This window comes from Arthrobacter sp. B10-11 (assembly GCF_033142195.1).
Taxonomy (GTDB): Bacteria; Actinomycetota; Actinomycetes; order Actinomycetales; family Micrococcaceae; genus Arthrobacter; species Arthrobacter oryzae_C.
Window position 1 is genome coordinate 136659 of the sequence record NZ_JAWMTH010000004.1, and the last position, 16947, is coordinate 153605.

At 66.3% G+C, this 16947-nt stretch carries 12 protein-coding genes; 10 read left to right on the forward strand and 2 right to left on the reverse strand.

Going from position 1 to position 16947, the window contains the following annotated elements; translation table 11 throughout:
- The first annotated feature begins 143 nt into the window (after positions 1-143).
- The 6 genes from urtA to RW112_RS13775 all read left to right on the forward strand — a co-directional run bounded on the left by urtA (position 144) and on the right by RW112_RS13775 (position 5635).
- Positions 144-1409 (forward strand): urea ABC transporter substrate-binding protein, encoded by a 1266-nt coding sequence (gene urtA, locus RW112_RS13750; RefSeq protein WP_317782317.1) that lies wholly within the window; start codon positions 144-146, stop codon positions 1407-1409.
- Positions 1410-1455: 46 nt separating this feature from the next.
- Positions 1456-2340, forward strand: coding sequence for an urea ABC transporter permease subunit UrtB (gene urtB / locus RW112_RS13755; protein WP_317782318.1), 885 nt, complete (start codon positions 1456-1458; stop codon positions 2338-2340).
- Positions 2337-3509 carry an urea ABC transporter permease subunit UrtC gene (urtC, locus tag RW112_RS13760; RefSeq protein ID WP_317782319.1) on the forward strand — a complete coding sequence of 391 codons (1173 nt, stop codon included), beginning with the start codon at positions 2337-2339 and terminating at the stop codon, positions 3507-3509. Before urtB ends, urtC begins: the two co-directional genes overlap by 4 nt.
- Positions 3506-4309, forward strand: coding sequence for an urea ABC transporter ATP-binding protein UrtD (gene urtD / locus RW112_RS13765; protein ID WP_317782320.1), 804 nt, complete (start codon positions 3506-3508; stop codon positions 4307-4309). Before urtC ends, urtD begins: the two co-directional genes overlap by 4 nt.
- Positions 4309-5001 carry an urea ABC transporter ATP-binding subunit UrtE gene (urtE, locus tag RW112_RS13770; RefSeq protein WP_317782321.1) on the forward strand — a complete coding sequence of 231 codons (693 nt, stop codon included), beginning with the start codon at positions 4309-4311 and terminating at the stop codon, positions 4999-5001. Before urtD ends, urtE begins: the two co-directional genes overlap by 1 nt.
- A 247-nt stretch (positions 5002-5248) precedes the next feature.
- A complete protein-coding gene (locus RW112_RS13775; RefSeq protein ID WP_317782322.1) occupies positions 5249-5635 on the forward strand; it encodes a hypothetical protein in 387 nt (128 codons plus the stop codon).
- Between the two features lie 31 nt (positions 5636-5666).
- Here RW112_RS13775 and RW112_RS13780 read toward each other — a convergent pair whose 3' ends face one another.
- Positions 5667-9113: a DEAD/DEAH box helicase gene (locus tag RW112_RS13780; protein ID WP_317782323.1), complete on the reverse strand. Its 3447-nt coding sequence runs from the start codon at positions 9111-9113 to the stop codon at positions 5667-5669.
- Between the two features lie 178 nt (positions 9114-9291).
- On the opposite strand from RW112_RS13780, the gene RW112_RS13785 reads away from it, so the two are divergent.
- Complete coding sequence (locus RW112_RS13785) at positions 9292-10140, forward strand: hypothetical protein (protein WP_317782324.1); 849 nt, start codon at positions 9292-9294, stop codon at positions 10138-10140.
- A gap of 124 nt (positions 10141-10264) precedes the next feature.
- The gene (locus tag RW112_RS13790; protein WP_317782325.1) at positions 10265-12238 is read left to right on the forward strand and encodes a glycoside hydrolase family 32 protein; all 1974 of its coding nucleotides are present in this window, start codon (positions 10265-10267) and stop codon (positions 12236-12238) included.
- 30 nt (positions 12239-12268) lie between these two features.
- Here RW112_RS13790 and RW112_RS13795 read toward each other — a convergent pair whose 3' ends face one another.
- Positions 12269-13498, reverse strand: coding sequence for a pyridoxal phosphate-dependent aminotransferase (locus RW112_RS13795; protein WP_305942571.1), 1230 nt, complete (start codon positions 13496-13498; stop codon positions 12269-12271).
- A 65-nt stretch (positions 13499-13563) separates the two neighbouring features.
- Between RW112_RS13795 and RW112_RS13800 the strand changes: the two genes are divergently transcribed.
- Both RW112_RS13800 and ppsA read left to right on the forward strand, forming a co-directional pair.
- On the forward strand, positions 13564-14382 hold the full coding sequence (locus tag RW112_RS13800; protein ID WP_305942570.1) for a pyruvate, water dikinase regulatory protein: 819 nt from the start codon (positions 13564-13566) through the stop codon (positions 14380-14382).
- A gap of 151 nt (positions 14383-14533) precedes the next feature.
- Positions 14534-16939, forward strand: a complete 2406-nt coding sequence (gene ppsA, locus RW112_RS13805; RefSeq protein ID WP_317782326.1) for a phosphoenolpyruvate synthase — start codon at positions 14534-14536, stop codon at positions 16937-16939.
- Positions 16940-16947 lie beyond the last annotated feature (8 nt).

Consider the following 16947-nt stretch of genomic DNA (forward strand, 5'->3'; position numbering starts at 1 on the left):
AAGGCCCGGCCGGAAATAGTGCGGAAACGAACCACCATGCCTCCGGAAACAATTCGCTCCTAGATTGAGCCGCACGGGTCCCCGTCAGGACCTTGGAGACCAGCCGCTGTCGTCAGGCAGCGCGGAGCGAGAAGCAGGTAATCATGAGGGTTTCAGTAACTAAGCGCGCTTTGATCCCCCTGGCCGCGGCGGCAATGGCGACTGTCCTGGCCGGCTGCGGAAGCCAGATTTCGGATCCGGCGTCCGCCAATTCCACCACCGGCAGCGGCAGCTCCTGCGTCGATACGTCGGGCAGCAGCGTCAAGGTCGGATTCATCAACTCGCTCTCCGGCACCATGGCCATCAGTGAGAACACCGTCTTCGATTCCCTGAGCCTGGCGGCCGAAGAGATCAACGCCGCCGGTGGCGTCATGGGCAAGCAGCTTCAGGTGGTCAGCGAGGACGGCGCCAGCGAACCCACGAAATTCGCCGAACGCGCCGGGAAACTGATCCAGCAGGACTGCACGGCCGCGGTCTTCGGAGGCTGGACCTCCTCCAGCCGCAAGGCCATGCTCCCCGTCTTCGAAGCCAACGACGCCCTGCTGTTCTACCCGGTGCAGTACGAAGGCCTCGAAGCATCCAAGAACATCTTCTACACGGGCGCCACCACCAACCAGCAGATCATCCCGGCGCTCGACTACCTGGCCGAGCAGGGCACCAAGTCCATCTTCCTGGTGGGCAGCGACTACGTCTTCCCGCGGACGGCCAACAAGATCATCCAGGCCTACGCCAAAGCCCACGGCATGGAGGTACTTGGTGAGGAATATGCCCCGCTCGGGTCCACGGAATTCTCCACCATCGTGAACAAGGTCCGCGACTCCAAGGCAGACGCCGTGTTCAACACCCTCAACGGTGACAGCAACGTGGCGTTCTTCCGGCAGTACAAGAGTGTTGGCCTGACCGCGGAATCCATGCCCGTGGTTTCGGTGTCCATCGCCGAAGAGGAAGTCCCCGGCGTCGGTCTGGAAAACGTGGAAGGCCAGCTCACCGCCTGGGACTACTACCAGACGCTGGACACCCCCGCCAACCAGAAGTTCGTCGCCGCGTTCAAGGCGAAGTTCGGCGCCGAACGCGTCACCAGCGACCCCATGGAGGCGGCGTACACCTCGCTGTACCTGTGGAAGGCCATGGTGGAAAAGGCCGGGTCCTTCGAAGTGGACAAGGTCCAGGCGGCCGCCGGCGGAGTGACATTCGAGGCGCCTGAGGGCACAGTCACGGTGGACGGCGAGAACAACCACATCACCAAGACTCCCCGGATCGGAAAGATCAACTCCGAGGGCCTGATCGACACGGTGTGGTCCTCGCCGAAGGCCGTAGAACCCGATCCGTTCCTGGCCAGCTACCCCTGGGCCAAGGACCTGGCCAAGTAGCCGCTTCCACCACCCCTGCATCAACCCGGAGGAAAGGCCCCCTGGAATGGAACTGCTGATTGGACAGATGTTTGCCGGACTCAGTCTCGGCTCGGTGCTGCTGCTGGCAGCACTGGGGTTGTCGCTGACTTTCGGCCAGATGGGGGTCATCAACATGGCCCACGGCGAGTTCATGATGGCCGGTGCATACACGGCCTTCGTGGTGCAGCGGAGCATCTCCGATGCCGGTGTCTCGCTGCTGGTTTCCATTCCAGTGGGCTTCCTCGTGGGCGGCCTGCTGGGGCTGGTGCTCGAGGCGGTGCTGCTCCGGCGGATGTACCACCGGCCGCTGGACACCCTGCTGGTCACGTTCGGGGTGGCGCTCATCCTGCAGCAGGCGGCGCGGGACATCTTCGGCGCCCCCAGCGTGGACGTCCGGGCACCGGCCTGGCTGCAGGGCAACATCGAACTGCTGGGGGCGCCCATCCCGCTCACCCGGCTCTTCATCCTGCTGCTGTCCCTTGTCTGCCTGGCGGGACTCGTGCTGATCCTCAAGGCGACTCCGCTCGGACGCCGGATCAGGGCGGTGGTCCTGAACCGGGACCTGGCCGAAACCAGCGGCATCTCCACCCGGCGCACCGACCAGCTGACGTTCTTCATCGGGTCGGGCCTCGCCGGAGTGGCGGGCGTGGCCGTCACGCTGATCGGCTCCACCGGACCCTATCTGGGCACCAACTACATCGTGGACGCCTTCCTGGTGGTGGTGGCCGGCGGAGTCGGCCAGGTCAAGGGGGCCGTGATCGCCGCCTTCGCGCTGGGCGTGCTGCAGTCCGTCTTTGAATTTTCGACGACGGCGAGCATCGGCAAGGTGCTGATCCTGGTGCTGATCGTGGTCTTCCTGCAGCTTCGGCCGCAGGGCATCTTCAGCCTCAAGACAAGGAGCCTGGCATGAGCACTTTCCTGCAATCCCGGTGGGGCGTGCTGGCCGGCTTCGCCGTAGGCGCGTTGCTGCTGCTGGTGGCGGCTCCTGCAGCGCTCTCGGCCTTCAACCTCGCCCTTCTGGGAAAGTTCATCTGCTTCGCGATCGTGGCGGTGGGGATCGGCCTGGCCTGGGGGCGAGGCGGCATGCTGACCCTGGGCCAGGGAGTGTTTTTCGGGCTCGGCGCCTACATCATGGCCATGCACCTCAAGCTGGCGGACGCCTCCCTTTTCGGCGGGACCGGGGTGCCGGACTTCATGTCGCTGTACGGCAGCGGCGAGGTCCCCGGCTGGTGGGAGCCGTTCCGGAGCCCGGTGGTGACCCTTGCCGCCGTCGTCCTTGTTCCGGGGCTGGTGGCGCTCCTCCTTGGGCTCGCGGTGTTCAAACGGCGCGTCAAGGGCGCCTATTTTGCGATCCTCAGCCAGGCCCTGGCGGCCGCTTTCGCCGTGTTCCTGATCGGCCAGCAGGCCACCACCGGCGGCTCCAACGGCCTGAGCGGCTTCCGCTCGTTCTTCGGGTTCGACCTGAAGGACCCCGCGAACAAGCTGATGCTGTATTCGATCGCCGCCGTGGTGCTGCTGCTGGCCCTTGCCGCGGCCCGGCAGCTGATGCACAGCCGGTTCGGCGAGCTCCTCGTGGCCGTCCGGGACCAGGAGGAAAGGGTCCGGTTCCTGGGCTACGATCCGGCCACCATCAAAACCGTGACCTACGTGATCGCAGCCGTCATGGCGGGGATTGCCGGTGCTCTGTTCGTGCCCATTGTGGGGATCATCTCGCCGGCCGATGTGGGCGTGATTCCGTCCATCGCCTTCCTGATCGGCGTGGCCATCGGCGGCAGGGCAACGCTGCTGGGCCCCATCCTGGGAGCCCTCAGCGTGGCCATCGCGCAGACCAGCCTGGCTTCCACCTTCCCGTCTTTCTGGGTGTATTTCCAGGGCCTGCTCTTCGTACTGGTCATCGGGTTCATGCCCGGCGGCCTTGCCTCACTGCCGCATATCGCTGCCCGGCTGAAGCAGCGCGGGGCAGGGCAGCGCAAGATAGGGCAGGGCAGTCCGGGGCGGCGGCGCACGGCACCTGCACCGGTTCCCGCGGCAGCCTCCACGCCCGCAGCATCCACCATCCCGGAAGAGGCAAGCCGATGACCACCCCCACCCTGCTGCCCGACGGCGAGCCACAGGCCGGCGGGCTCCGGCACGGCCGGCCCAAATACCTGGAGATCCGCGACCTCACCGTGGCGTTCGACGGTTTCGTCGCCGTGGACAAGGTCAACCTCGACGTCATCCAGGGCGACCTGCGGTTCCTCATCGGCCCCAACGGGGCAGGCAAGACCACCATCATCGATGCCATCACCGGACTCGTTCCGGCCACCGGATCCGTGAACCACACCGGCACTGAGATCCTGGGCCGCAAGGTGCACAAGATCGCCCGGCTGGGCGTGGGGCGGACCTTCCAGACGGCGAGCGTTTTCGAGAACCTTTCGGTGCTGCAGAACCTGGACATCGCCGCCGGTCCCGGACGGAAGGCCCGCGAACTGCTGCGGCGCCGGAGGGGCGTGGAACCGGCCGTGCAGGAGGCGCTGGAAATCATCGGGCTGGAGCAGGCCGCGGACAAGCAGGCCGGAACGCTGGCCCACGGCCAGAAGCAGTGGCTTGAGATCGGCATGCTGCTGGTCCAGAACTCGGACGTGCTGCTCCTGGACGAGCCCATCGCCGGAATGAGCCAGGACGAGCGGGACGAAACCGGGCAGCTGCTCCGCCGGATCGCCGCCAGCCGCATCTCCCTGGTGATCGAACACGACATGGACTTCGTGCGGGAGTTCGCCACCTCGGTGACCGTCCTGGCGTCCGGCAAGGTCCTCAGCGAGGGCAGTGTGGCACAGGTCCAGGCGGACAGGAAAGTGCAGGACGTCTACCTCGGCACGGCCGGAATGGAAGGGCACTGATGCTGGAAATCACGGATCTGCAGACCGGATACGGGCGCACCCAGGTCATCTCCGGAGTGGATATCACGGTGCCCGACGGCTCGCTGGTTTCCATCCTGGGCCACAACGGTGCGGGCAAGACCACCCTGCTGCGCGCCGTCGTCGGGCTCCTCAAACCCACCCGCGGCACCATCACGCTGGACGGGGAGGACATCTCCGCCCTCCGGCCGTACCAGCGGGTGGCACGCGGCATGGCCTACGTTCCGCAGGGACAGCAGTCGTTCGGGCAGCTGACCGCTCTTGAGAACCTCCAGCTCGTGGCTGACGGACGCAGGAACGCCAAGGAACGCGTGGCCGAAGCGCTGGACATGTTTCCCGCGCTCAACCCGCTGCTGGCACGCCGGGCCGGCCTCCTGTCCGGCGGGCAGCGGCAGCAGCTGGCCATTGCCCGGGCACTGATCACCGAGCCCACGCTGCTGATCCTGGACGAGCCCACGGAAGGGATCCAGCCCAACGTGGTGGCCGAAATCCAGGAGACCATCATCAAGCTGTCCCAGCGCAGCGGCATGAGGGTCCTGCTGGTGGAACAGCACATCGGCTTCGCCCTGAACGCCGCCGACAGCTACTACGTACTGGCCGCCGGACGGGTCAGTTCGCGGGGCAGCGGCGGAGCGGAGTCGGCCGGGCAAGTACGTGAAGCGATGCTGATCTGAGGCCGGCACCCTGCCCGGACCGCCCGGCGGGGGACTGAGTACCCAGGAGTCCGCCCGGTCACCCCGGCCGCCAAAATAGAGTACACACTACTCGTGACGGGCCGGAGCGGCAGCGGCTTGAATGGAGCACAGCTGGGTCTCACAGCTGTGGTCTCTGGTCTCTGGGGGTTATTCCTATGCGTGTCTTCTGCAATCCTGCGACTGCCCTGTCCCGTGCGGTAGGGAAGAGTGTCCGATGAGCCCGGGGATGGAATCCGTTGCCGTGTTCGCCGGCTCGATGGCCGGCCTGGTCATCCTGTCCCTGGGGCAGGCGATGGTGGTGGCGTGCCTCTGTTTTGACATGGTCCGCGCCCTGTCCGTGCCCAGGTCCCACCGGCGCTACGTGGCCAGCACCGTCTTCCGGTCGCTGGCGCTGCCATCGGTCCTGGTCATGGGGGTCAGCGTCCTCATTGACGCCGTCTTCTCGTCCTGGCTGGACGTTGCCATGGGCGTCTTCGTGATGGTGATGATCATCTTCCGCCTGCACCACGACAAGGAGGAGGACAACTGGTGGAAGGGCAAGGGCAAGAAACTCGCCCGCTGGGCCCGGAAACAGATGTCCTCGGGAAGGTCCCTGGCCCCGGCCATGGGCTGACCGCCATGGGCTGACCGCCTTAAGCTGACGCTCAGTCGTTGAACAGGCCGGCCAGGTCTTCCGCCGTCAGGGAACCGCCGGAGAGGGCATCGCCTTCCATCACATCCGCGAACAGCTGCGATTTCTTGGCCTTCAGCGCCATGACCTTCTCCTCGATGGTGTCCTTGGCCACCAGCCGGTACACCATCACGTTGCGCGCCTGGCCGATCCGGTGGGTGCGGTCCACGGCCTGGGCCTCGGACGCCGGGTTCCACCACGGGTCCAGCAGGAACACGTAGTCCGCCTCCGTCAGGTTCAGGCCGAAGCCGCCGGCCTTGAGGCTGATCAGGAACACGGGCGCGGAGCCGTTCTTGAACTCGTTCACCACATCGGAACGGTTGCGGGTGCCGCCGTCGAGGTAGCAGAACTCGATCCCCTCCTGCACCAGCCGTTCCCGGACCTTCCCCAGGAAGCCGGTGAACTGGCTGAAGATCAGCGCCCGGTGCCCCTCCGCCACCAGGTCCTCCAGCTGTTCGAACAGCACGTCCAGCTTGCTGGACCGGACCCCGGACAGGGACGGATCCACCAGGGACGCGTCCAGGCTGAGCTGCCGCAGCAGGGTGAGCGACTGGAAGATGGTGAAGCGGTTCTTGTTGACGTCTTCGATGAGGCCCAGGATCTTCTGCCGCTCGCGCTGCAGGTGCGTCTGGTAGACCTTCTGGTGCCGCGGGTTCAGCACCACCTCGAGGATCTGCTCCTGCTTGGGCGGCAGGTCGTGGATGACCTGCTCTTTGGTGCGGCGCATCATGAGCGGACGGACCCGACGGCGGAGCTTGTCCAGCTGCCCCTTGTCGCCGTTCTTTTCCACCGGCTTCTGGTAGTACTCCGCGAAGCGGCTGGGGCTCGCGAAGAGGCCCGGCGCCACAATCGAGGTGAGCGCCCAGAACTCCATCAGGTTGTTTTCCAGCGGGGTGCCGGTAATGGCCAGCTTGAATGCCGCCGGAAGCTTGCGGGCGCACTGGTAGGCCTTGGACTGGTGGTTCTTCACGAACTGGGCCTCGTCCAGCACCAGGGCGGCCCACTCCCGCGACGCGTAGGCTTCGTAGTCGATCCGGAACAGGGCGTAGGACGTGATCACGATGTCCACGCCTGCCATCGCCTCGGCCGGGTCCATGCCGTTCTTCGCGAACGTCTCGCCCATGGCGCGGACGGTGAGCCCGGGCGCGAACCGCGCGGTTTCGGCCTCCCAGTTGCCCACCACGCTGGTGGGGGCCACCACCAGAAACGGTGCGGAGCCCGGTGCCGCCGGTGCGGAGGAGTGCTCCTTCGCGGCGCAGATCAGCGCCAGCGCCTGGACGGTTTTGCCCAGGCCCATGTCGTCGGCCAGCACCCCGCCCAGCCCGTGCCGGTAGAGGAAGCTCAGCCAGTTGAAGCCCTCCAACTGGTACGGACGCAGCTCGGCGTTCAGCGTTGCCGGCAGGGGCAGTCCCTTGATGCCGCCCTCCAGCAGCCCGCCCACGGCGTCGCGCCAGGCGGATGCCTGCTGGTCCACGATGCCAAGATGTGCCAGTTCGTCCCAGAGCCCGGCCTGGAAACGGCTGATCTGGAGCGGTGCGTCCTTGTTGTCCTGCAGCGAACGGGCTTCCTCGATGAGGTCGCGGAGCTGGTGCAGTTCCGGAAGGTCCAGCGAGAAATAGGCGCCGCTGGGCAGCAGCATCTTCGTCTGGCCCGCGGCGAGGGCGGAGAACAAGGCCGCAAAGGACACCGGCTGGCCCTCGAGCGTGATCACAATGCCAAGGTCGAACCAGTCGCGCTGTTCCGTGGCCTTGGTGGAAATGGAAACCACCGGGGCCTCCTCGGCCTCGCGGTAGTCGGCGATGTCACCCGCCGTGTCCACCACGACATCCGGGGTGTTGCGGAGCCGGGGGAGTACTTCCTCGGTGAAGGCAAGGGTATCCAGCCCGCTGAGCTCCGCCGAGGCTGCCAGCCGCGGAGTGCCCCAGCCGCCGGTGGCGGACTCGCCCAGCTTCGGGACAACGTCCCAGGGCTGGCCCACGGCCTCGAGGATGCGGGCTTCGGCGGGGTCGTCACGGTAGCCGTGGTCGCCCGGGTGCCGCCACAGCGGCTGCGCCGTGACCAGGTTCCCGGACGTGTAGTGCCATTCCCAGTGCAGCCGCACCTTATGGTCGGCGCCGTAGTTGGCCAGGAGGGACAGGGTGGGCACGGCAAGCGCGGGCAGCTCCACGGACTCGTCCGAGGCAGTGACGCGGGCGGCCTGCTTGAGCTTGGGATAGAAACCCGTGAGGAAGCGCGTCTCGTCCCGCGCCGGAATGTGCAGGGTGCTGCCGGCGGTCACGAAGGTCAGCAGTTCCTCGCTGAGTCCGCTTTCCAGCGGAGCCAGCGTGATGATTGATCCGGTGCCGACGCCGGGCAGGGCGTCTGCGCCGGACGTCAGGAAAATCCCGTGCGCGGGCCGGCCGATGGTCCCCACGGACGCCGGATCAACCACTTCCCCCTCAACGGTGATGGTGGGCGCGAGGGTCAGCCCGCCGTCGTCGGACTGTGTGGCGATTTGGCCGGCGGTGCCGGTCTCGACGGCGGCACTGCCGCTTTCAGCCGCGCCGGAACTGCCGAAGCGGGTCAGGTTAAGTCCGACGGCGGCCGGCTCCTCCACGAACCGCACGGGTTCCTGGCTGCCGGCGTGGACCAGCGCGACGCCGATCTTCCGGGCCTGGGCAAGCAGGCTCCACAGGTTCTTTCCGGCATAGGTGTTCAGTCCCAGCCATGGCGCGGTGGAGTTGTGCTGCCGGTTGGCCAGGGCGGTGTGGGACGCCAGGAATTCCTGCATCCATTCCACGTGGGCCTCGTTGCACTCGCGCCGGTAATTGAGGTAGCTGAGCGTGTTCCAGGAGACGTCGCCGCGGATCCACTTGCCTTTTGCGCCCATGATGACGGGCCTCGCCTTGAGCTGGCGGACGCTGCGGAGCGGATCACGCCGGCCGGTGTAGGAGAAGTGCGGGGCGGGCTCTTCGATGTCGAACTGCAGGGCCAGCGGGATGCCGTTGGTGGACGGAGTGATGCCCGGCCGGGCAATGAGCGGGCCCAGGGCCTGTTCCCAGTCCGGCATGTCCTGGACCAGCGGCTCGCGGGACAGCCGGGTGGACTCGGCAGGGGCCAGCAGCTGCACCCGGGTGGCCGGATTGTCCTCCGCCGCGAACAGCAGCGCGGCCACGTGCTTGCAGTCCTTCCGCACCGGGCAGCTGCACACTCCGACGGTGCAGCTCCAGCCGCCGGTCTTCCGGACCAGCTTGGCGGTGGTGGAGTAGGGCGCGTCCGCCCCGCCGCGGACCTTGCCGAGCATCAGGCCGGTGGCGGCATCGAAGGAGATCCCCGAAACCCGGCTGCCCATGGCGTAGGCAAGCCCGGCCGCAAGGGAACGGTCGTTGATCGCGGGGGTCTGAATCGCCAGTGCCGCACTCTCGTCCGGTTGGGATGGCATGGTGCGCGCTACTTTCAGCAGGTCAAAAATCTGCAGGTTATCTGATCCATCTTAGCGAGCCGGAAGGGGCCCTGAAACTTCGCCCAACGTTCAACTGTTCCTCGGCCTGCCGGCCCGTTCACCCGCATAGCGTGGAAGGGTCCTGAGTAACACCCGCTTTCAGCAGTGAGGATTTCCCATGAGCACCGGTCAGACCGCCAGCAAGCACCCCGTCGTCCTGGCAACCGAAAGCGCCGAGGCAGCCAACGAGGACGTTGTCGACTCCAACGTGACGGTGGTCAACGCCATGTACGCTGAGCTCCTCGACGCCCCGGAAATCGCGCCGAACGCCCTGCGCAGCTACTACGTCGACTTCTACCTCACCCAGGCACTGGCCGGCGGCTTCGCCCAGTACGTCTTCACGGTGCCGGAGCGCGAGGAGATCGACGCCTACGTCCGCGAAGGCCTGGAAGGCATGGGCGCCACCGCCCACCTGGCGCTGTTCAACCGCACCGCCGAGGCATTTGATGCGCTTTCCGAGGATGACGCCGACATTTACCTGGACGGGGATACGGACGGGGAGACTGCCACCCCCGAGCCGGTCCGGGAACTCGAAGAGCTCGATGAAGCCTTCGAGTCGCTGCTGGAGACCGAGGACATCCTCGCGCTCAACGCCGCCTGGCTCCGCGGCCAGGAGGGCCTGCTGCTGCTTGACGAGGAGCAGCTGGAACTGCACATCGCCGAGCGCGTGGCCCAGATTCCCAACCTCGCGGAACGCCAGGCCGAGGCGGCCGAAGAAGCCCTCGAGAACGCACCGGAGTTTGAACTGATCATCCGCGAACTGTGCGACGTCGCGGGCCAGGAACTGCAGAAAATCACCATGGGCGATCCCAACTACGAGCACAACGGGGAGACTGTCCTGGCCTGGCACTTCACCACGGACCAGGGCGAGTTCATCATGGTGGAAGAGGACGAGGAAGCCTTCATGATCAGCCCCTCGACCAAGGAAATCGTTGCCGCCGTGGAGTTCGAAGAGGCTGACGCCTAGAGACCCCGCGGGGCCGCGAAAGCCCGCACCCTGTAAAATTGAGCGGAAGCAGACCAACTTGCTGAACGCCGGCGCCGGTTATAAGACCGGCGCCGGCGTTTGTGCATCACGATGATCGGTGGACATGTCGCTCAGGTTCCTTCCCAGTAAACTCACGCCCCGCGCCCTGTGGGCGGCGGTGGCCGCTGCCGTTGCGCTGGTGCTGGTGGCCGTGGCCATCGTGGTGGGTGCGGGGTCGCAGCAGGACCCGGACGGCCCGGCCGAGGAAGCCCTGGCCGACGTCGCCAGCGCCCAGGCGGAAGCCAAAGAGGCGACGGGCCGCTACGGCTCGTTCTGGCTGGCCGGGGGAGACCGCAGCCTGGAAAACCTGGCGCGCCCGCTGCGGACCGGAGGGGTGTCCGACCTCCGCGCCATCGAATGCGCCGACGGCTGGGTGGCCGCCGCCAGGGCGGGGCAGGACGTCATGGTGCGATCCAGCGGGCAGGACTCCGCCGTCCAGGCAAAGGCAGCGCCGGCAGGTTCCACGGACATTGCCCGCCCGGACTGTGTCACGCCCGAAGCGGTGGATGCCATGCTGGCAGACCTGGGTGCCGGGCCCGAACTGCCCGCGCCGGCGGAGTCCGCCTTTGCCCGGCCGGACGGGGCTTCCGCCTACCGGCCCAGCTACCACATCACGCCCCGCGAAAACTGGATGAATGATCCCCAGCGGCCCTTCTGGCTCGACGGTCAGTGGCACTACTACTACCTCTACAACGCCGGCTACCCTGAGGAGAACGGCACCGAGTGGTACCACCTCACCAGCACCGACCTGGTGCACTGGAAGGACGAGGGGGTGGCCATTGAAAAGTACAAGAACGGCCTCGGCGACATTGAGACGGGCAGCGCCGTGGTGGACCACGGGAACACCGCCGGGTTCGGCGAGGGCGCCGTCATCGCCGTCATGACGCAGCAGGACGAGGGCATCCAGCGGCAGTCGCTGTTCTATTCCACGGACAAGGGCTATTCGTTCAAGCCCTACGACGGCAACCCGGTGATGGACAACCCGGGGGAGCAGCACTGGCGCGATCCCAAGATCATCCGCGATGAGGCGAACAACCAGTGGGTGATGGCCCTGGCGGAGGGCGAAAAAATCGGCCTGTATGCCTCCGCCAACCTGAAGGAATGGCGCTACCTGTCCGGCTTTGAGCGCGAAGGGCTGGGCGTCCTCGAGTGCCCCGAACTCTTCCAGCTCGACGTCGACGGCGACCCCGCCAAGCGGACCTGGGTACTGGCCACCAGCGCCAACGGGGCCGAAGAGGGAAAGTCCACCGGCGTGGCGTACTGGACCGGGACCTGGGACGGTACCCGGTTCGAACCCTCGGACCAGCAGCACCAGTGGCTCGATGACGGGTCCGACTTTTACGCGGCCGTGACCTGGGACGATCCCCGGCTCACGGAAAGCCAGCGGATGGGTTCCCGCCACGCCATCGCCTGGCTGAACAACTGGTCCTACGCGCGCAAGCTGCCGACCGAGGACTGGCACGGCGGCGCCGACACGGTGGTGCGGGACATCCGGCTGAAGACCGTCTCCGGAAAGCCCACGCTCGTCTCCGCGCCCACCGGTGCGCTCAAGGCCCTGGACGGCGACACAACCACGGTGACGGACCGGAAAGTGACTCCGGACGGTGCCGGCGACCTCCCCGCCGCAGGCGGCGGCGCGTACCGCCTCGACCTGACGCTCGAACGCGCGGCAGGCGACGAGGGATCCGAGGCCAAGGTGGAACTGCTCGCCGAAAACGGCGTCTTCGCCACGGTGGGCTATGACTTCGAGTCGGAAACCGCGTTCGTCTCCCGGGACGGCGCCGCCAAGGAGGCCGCCGGACTCGCTCCGGACTACGGCACCGTCCGGCGGGCGGAGTCGGCTCCCCGGGAGGGCCGGGTCCAACTGGCCATCTATGTGGATTACAGCTCCGTGGAAGTGTTCGTCAACGGCGGCGAGAGGACCCTCAGCTCACTCGTCTTCCCCGCGGGCGCACCCAAGGGCCTGAAGGCGCTGACCAAGGACGGGACGCTAACCCTGAAATCCTTCAGCTACACGCCGATGGCCGCCACGTCCTGAGCGCCGTCCTGGGCCGCTGCACGTCCTGATTCAGTCGTCCTCCACGCCGGTCCGGTACGAGGCGAGGAAGGCGGCGATCCGGCGCACTGCTTCCTCGATATCCTCGACCGACGGGAGGATGACGAAGCGGAAGTGGTCCGGCCGGGGCCAGTTGAACGCAGTCCCGTGCGAGATCAGGATTTTCTGTTCCCGCAGGAGGTCCAGGACGAACTGTTCATCGCTCTTGAAGGGGTAGAGCTCCGGGTCAAGGCGGGGAAAAAGGTACATGGCCGCCGCCGCCGGAACGCACGTGACGCCGGGAATGGCCGTGAGCAGCTCATAGGCGCGGTCCCGCTGCTCGCGAAGCCGGCCGCCGGGCCGGACCAGGGCTTCGATGCTCTGGTAGCCGCCAAGGCACGTCTGGATGGCATGCTGGGCGGGCACGTTCGGGCACAGGCGCAGGGATGCCAGGAGTTCCAGCCCTTCGCGGTACGCCAGGGTTGCCGCGAGCGGGCCGGTCACGGCCACCCACCCTGCCCGGTACCCCGGCATCCGGTAGGCCTTGGACAGGCCGCTGAACGTCAGGACGCAGATGTCCTCGGCCACCGAGGCGGTGTGGATGTGCCGGGCATCCTCGTACAGGATCTTCTCGTAGATCTCGTCCGAGAAGAGCACCAGGTGGTGCTTACGCGCCAGCGCCGCAAATTGCTCCAGGACGTGCCGCGGGTAGACCGCGCCGGTCGGATTGTTCGGGTTGATGATCACGATTGCCTTGGTGCGGCGGGTGATCTTTGATTCGACGTCGGCCATGTCCGGCCACCAGTGCTCGTCCTCGTCGCACAGGTAGTGCACGGGCTTGCCCCCGGTCAGCGTGACGGCTGCTGTCCACAGGGGGTAATCCGGGGCGGGAACCAGGACTTCGTCGCCGTCTTCCATGAAGGCCTGGAGGCACATGGAAATAAGCTCGCTGACGCCGTTGCCGATGAAGATGTCCTCGACGCCGATCTGCATCAGGCCGCGCGTCTGGTAGTACTGCGAGATGGCCGTGCGTGCCGAGAAGATGCCTTTGGAATCGCTGTAGCCCTGGGCGCCGCGCAGGTGGTGGATCATGTCCACCACTACGGACTCGGGGGTTTCCAGCCCGAACGGCGCGGTGTCGCCAAGGTTCATCTTCAGGATACGGTGCCCTTCGGCTTCCATCTCCTTCGCCGCCTGGAGGATGGGCCCGCGGAGTTCGTAGCGGACGTTCTGGAGCTTGCTGGAGTGCTGCATGGGACGCATGCTTGATCTTTTCACAGCGCGGACACGACACGGCAAGCAGGTCCGTCTTAGTGCAGAATGCGTTCATGACCAATGACGATCTTCGGCCTGTCTACTTCCTTTCGGACAGCACCGGCATCACCGCGGAAACGCTCGGCAACACCTTGCTGACGCAGTTTCCGGCTAATCATTTCGACCGCATCACGGTCCCTTTCATCACTACCGTCGAACAGGCCAGGACAGTCGTCGGCACCATCGACAAACTGGCCGCCAGCGGTCTGCGGCCGATCGTCTTCTCCACAGCGGTCAGCAGCGACATCCGCCAGACCCTGGCCACGTGCCAGGGGATCATCGTGGACCTGATCGGGACGCATGTCGGACAGCTGGAGCAGGCCCTCGGCTCGCCGGCCAGCGGCGAGCCCGGCAGGGCGCATGGTCTGGGCAATGCGGAGCGTTATCAGTCTAGGATGGCCGCGGTCGAGTACGCCATGGAACACGACGACGGGCAAAGCCTGCGTGCGCTGGAGAAGGCCCAGGTCATCCTGGTGGCGCCGTCCCGCTGCGGAAAAACTCCCACCACCATGTACCTGGCGCTGCAACACGGAATCTTCGCCGCGAACTTCCCCCTGGTGGACGAGGACTTTGAGCGGGAGGGGCTCCCCAAGCCGCTGAGGCCTTTCGTTGAGAAATGTTTCGGCCTCTCCTCCAACCCCCTGCGCCTGAGCCAGATCCGCACCGAACGGCGCCGCGGTTCGCCCTACGCGTCGCTTCGGCAGTGCGGCTTCGAGTTGCGCAGCGCCGAGCAGCTGTACGTCTCCCACCGGATTCCGTACCTGAATTCAGCAACAGTCTCCGTGGAGGAAATGGCTGCGACCATCCTGCAGCGCATGAACCTCAAGCATTAGGGAAAAGTTTCACAATCTCAGTGTGGCGCACATCATGTGGAAAGAGCGCCCGAGACCTGTCACTGTGGACAGGATTCGCGCCCACCAACCGGCTATCGCCGCGAGCGGGGCGGCACATCTGCATGCCATCATCTGCAAAGGAGCAGCAACTATGACGACAGACATCCTGTGGTTCTCAGAACTCGGACTCAAGGACCTGGACCGGGTGGGCGGAAAGAACGCGTCCCTCGGTGAGATGGTGCAGAACCTGACCTCTGCCGGCGTCCAGGTTCCCGACGGTTTCGCCACGACTGCGGACGCGTACCGGACCTTCCTCGCAGACTCCGGGCTGGACCAGAAGATCGCCGACCGGCTCATCGGCCTGGACACCGACGACGTGACCGCCCTCGCCTCGGCAGGCCAGGAAATCCGCACCCTCATGCGCGAGACGCCGTTCCTGCCGGACTTCGAGGCGCAGATCAGGAACTCGTACCAGCAGCTGGTGGAGAAACACGGAGGCTCCGAGGACCTCTCCTGGGCCGTCCGTTCCAGCGCCACCGCGGAAGACCTGCCGGACGCCTCCTTCGCAGGCCAGCAGGAGACCTTCCTGAACGTGCGCGGCATCGAGAACATCCTGCTCGCCATCAAGGATGTGTTCGCGTCGCTCTACAACGACCGCGCCATCGCGTACCGCGTGCACCACAAGTTCGAACACGCCGAGGTGGCACTCTCTGCCGGCATTCAGCGGATGGTTCGCTCCGACGTCGGGGCCTCCGGCGTCATGTTCACCATGGACACCGAATCGGGATTCAACGACGCCGTGTTCGTCACCTCCTCCTACGGCCTCGGCGAAGCAGTGGTCCAGGGCGCCGTCAACCCGGACGAGTTCTACGTCTACAAGCCGGCCCTGCAGGCCGGCCGCCCGGCAATCCTCAAGCGCGGCCTGGGTGAGAAGGCGCTCCAGATGACCTACACGAGCAACCGCGAAGTGGGCCACACCATCGATTTTGTTCCGGTTGAGGCTTCGTTGCGGAGCCGCTTCAGCCTTACGGACGACGACGTCGAGCAGCTCGCCCGGCACGCCGTGGCCATCGAGAACCACTACGGCCGCCCCATGGACATCGAATGGGGCAAAGACGGGATCGACGGCGGACTGTACATCCTGCAGGCGCGCCCGGAGACCGTGCAGTCCCGCCGCGCCTCCGGCAGCCTGAGCCGTTTCCGGCTCAACGGGACCGGCCGGGTACTGGTCGAAGGCCGCGCCATCGGCCAGCGCATCGGCGCCGGCACCGTCCGCATCCTCAGCTCGATCGACCAGATGGCCGCGTTCCAGACCGGAGACGTCCTGGTGGCCGACATGACCGACCCGGACTGGGAACCGATCATGAAGCGTGCCTCCGCCATCGTGACCAACCGCGGCGGACGCACCTGCCACGCGGCCATCATTGCCCGGGAACTGGGGATTCCCGCCGTCGTCGGTACCGGGGGCGCCACGGACGTCCTGTCCGACGGCCTCGAGGTGACCGTTTCCTGCGCCGACGGCGAGACCGGCGTGATCTACGAAGGGCTCCTGGACTTCAGCGTCGAGGACACCGAGATCACCCAGCTGCCCGAGGCCCCGGTCAAGGTCATGATGAACGTTGGCACCCCGGAGCAGGCGTTCACCTTCGCGCAGCTGCCCAACCACGGAGTTGGCCTGGCCCGGCTCGAATTCATCATCAACCGCCAGATCGGCATCCACCCCAAGGCGCTGCTGAACCTGGACGAGCAGCCGGCGGACGTGGCCGCGGTGATCCGGGAACGGATCGCCGCCTACGGCAGCCCGCGCGACTACTACATCAAGCGCCTGGCCGAAGGGGTGTCCACCATCGCGGCGGCCTTCGCGCCGGAACCGGTGATTGTGCGCATGTCCGACTTCAAGTCCAACGAGTACGCCAACCTGATCGGCGGACCCGCCTACGAGCCGCACGAAGAGAACCCGATGCTCGGTTTCCGCGGCGCCTCGCGGTACTTGGAACCGTCCTTCCGGGACTGCTTCGACCTCGAGTGCGAGGCCCTGTCCTTCGTCCGCAACGAGATGGGGCTGACCAACGTCAAGCTCATGATCCCGTTCGTGCGGACCCTGGACGAGGCCCGCGGCGTCATCGAGCTGCTGGCGGAGAACGGCCTGGTGCGTGGCGAGAACGGCCTCGAGGTGATCATGATGTGCGAGATTCCGTCCAACGCGCTGCTCGCCGACGAATTCCTGGACCACTTCGACGGGTTCTCCATCGGCTCCAACGACATGACCCAGCTGGGCCTGGGCCTGGACCGCGATTCGGCGATTGTCTCGGGTGGCTTCGATGAACGCGACCCCGCCATCAAGAAGCTCCTCAGCATGGCCATCAAGGCGTGCAAGGCGCGCGGCAAGTACGTCGGCATCTGCGGCCAGGGGCCCAGCGACCACGCGGACTTCGCCGAGTGGCTGGTCGGGGAAGGCATCGATTCAGTTTCCCTGAACCCCGACACCGTGGTGGACACCTGGCTCCGGCTTGCCGGTGCCGAGGTCGCTGCCACGGCCGGTGCAGCAGCGAAGTAGCGGGGCAT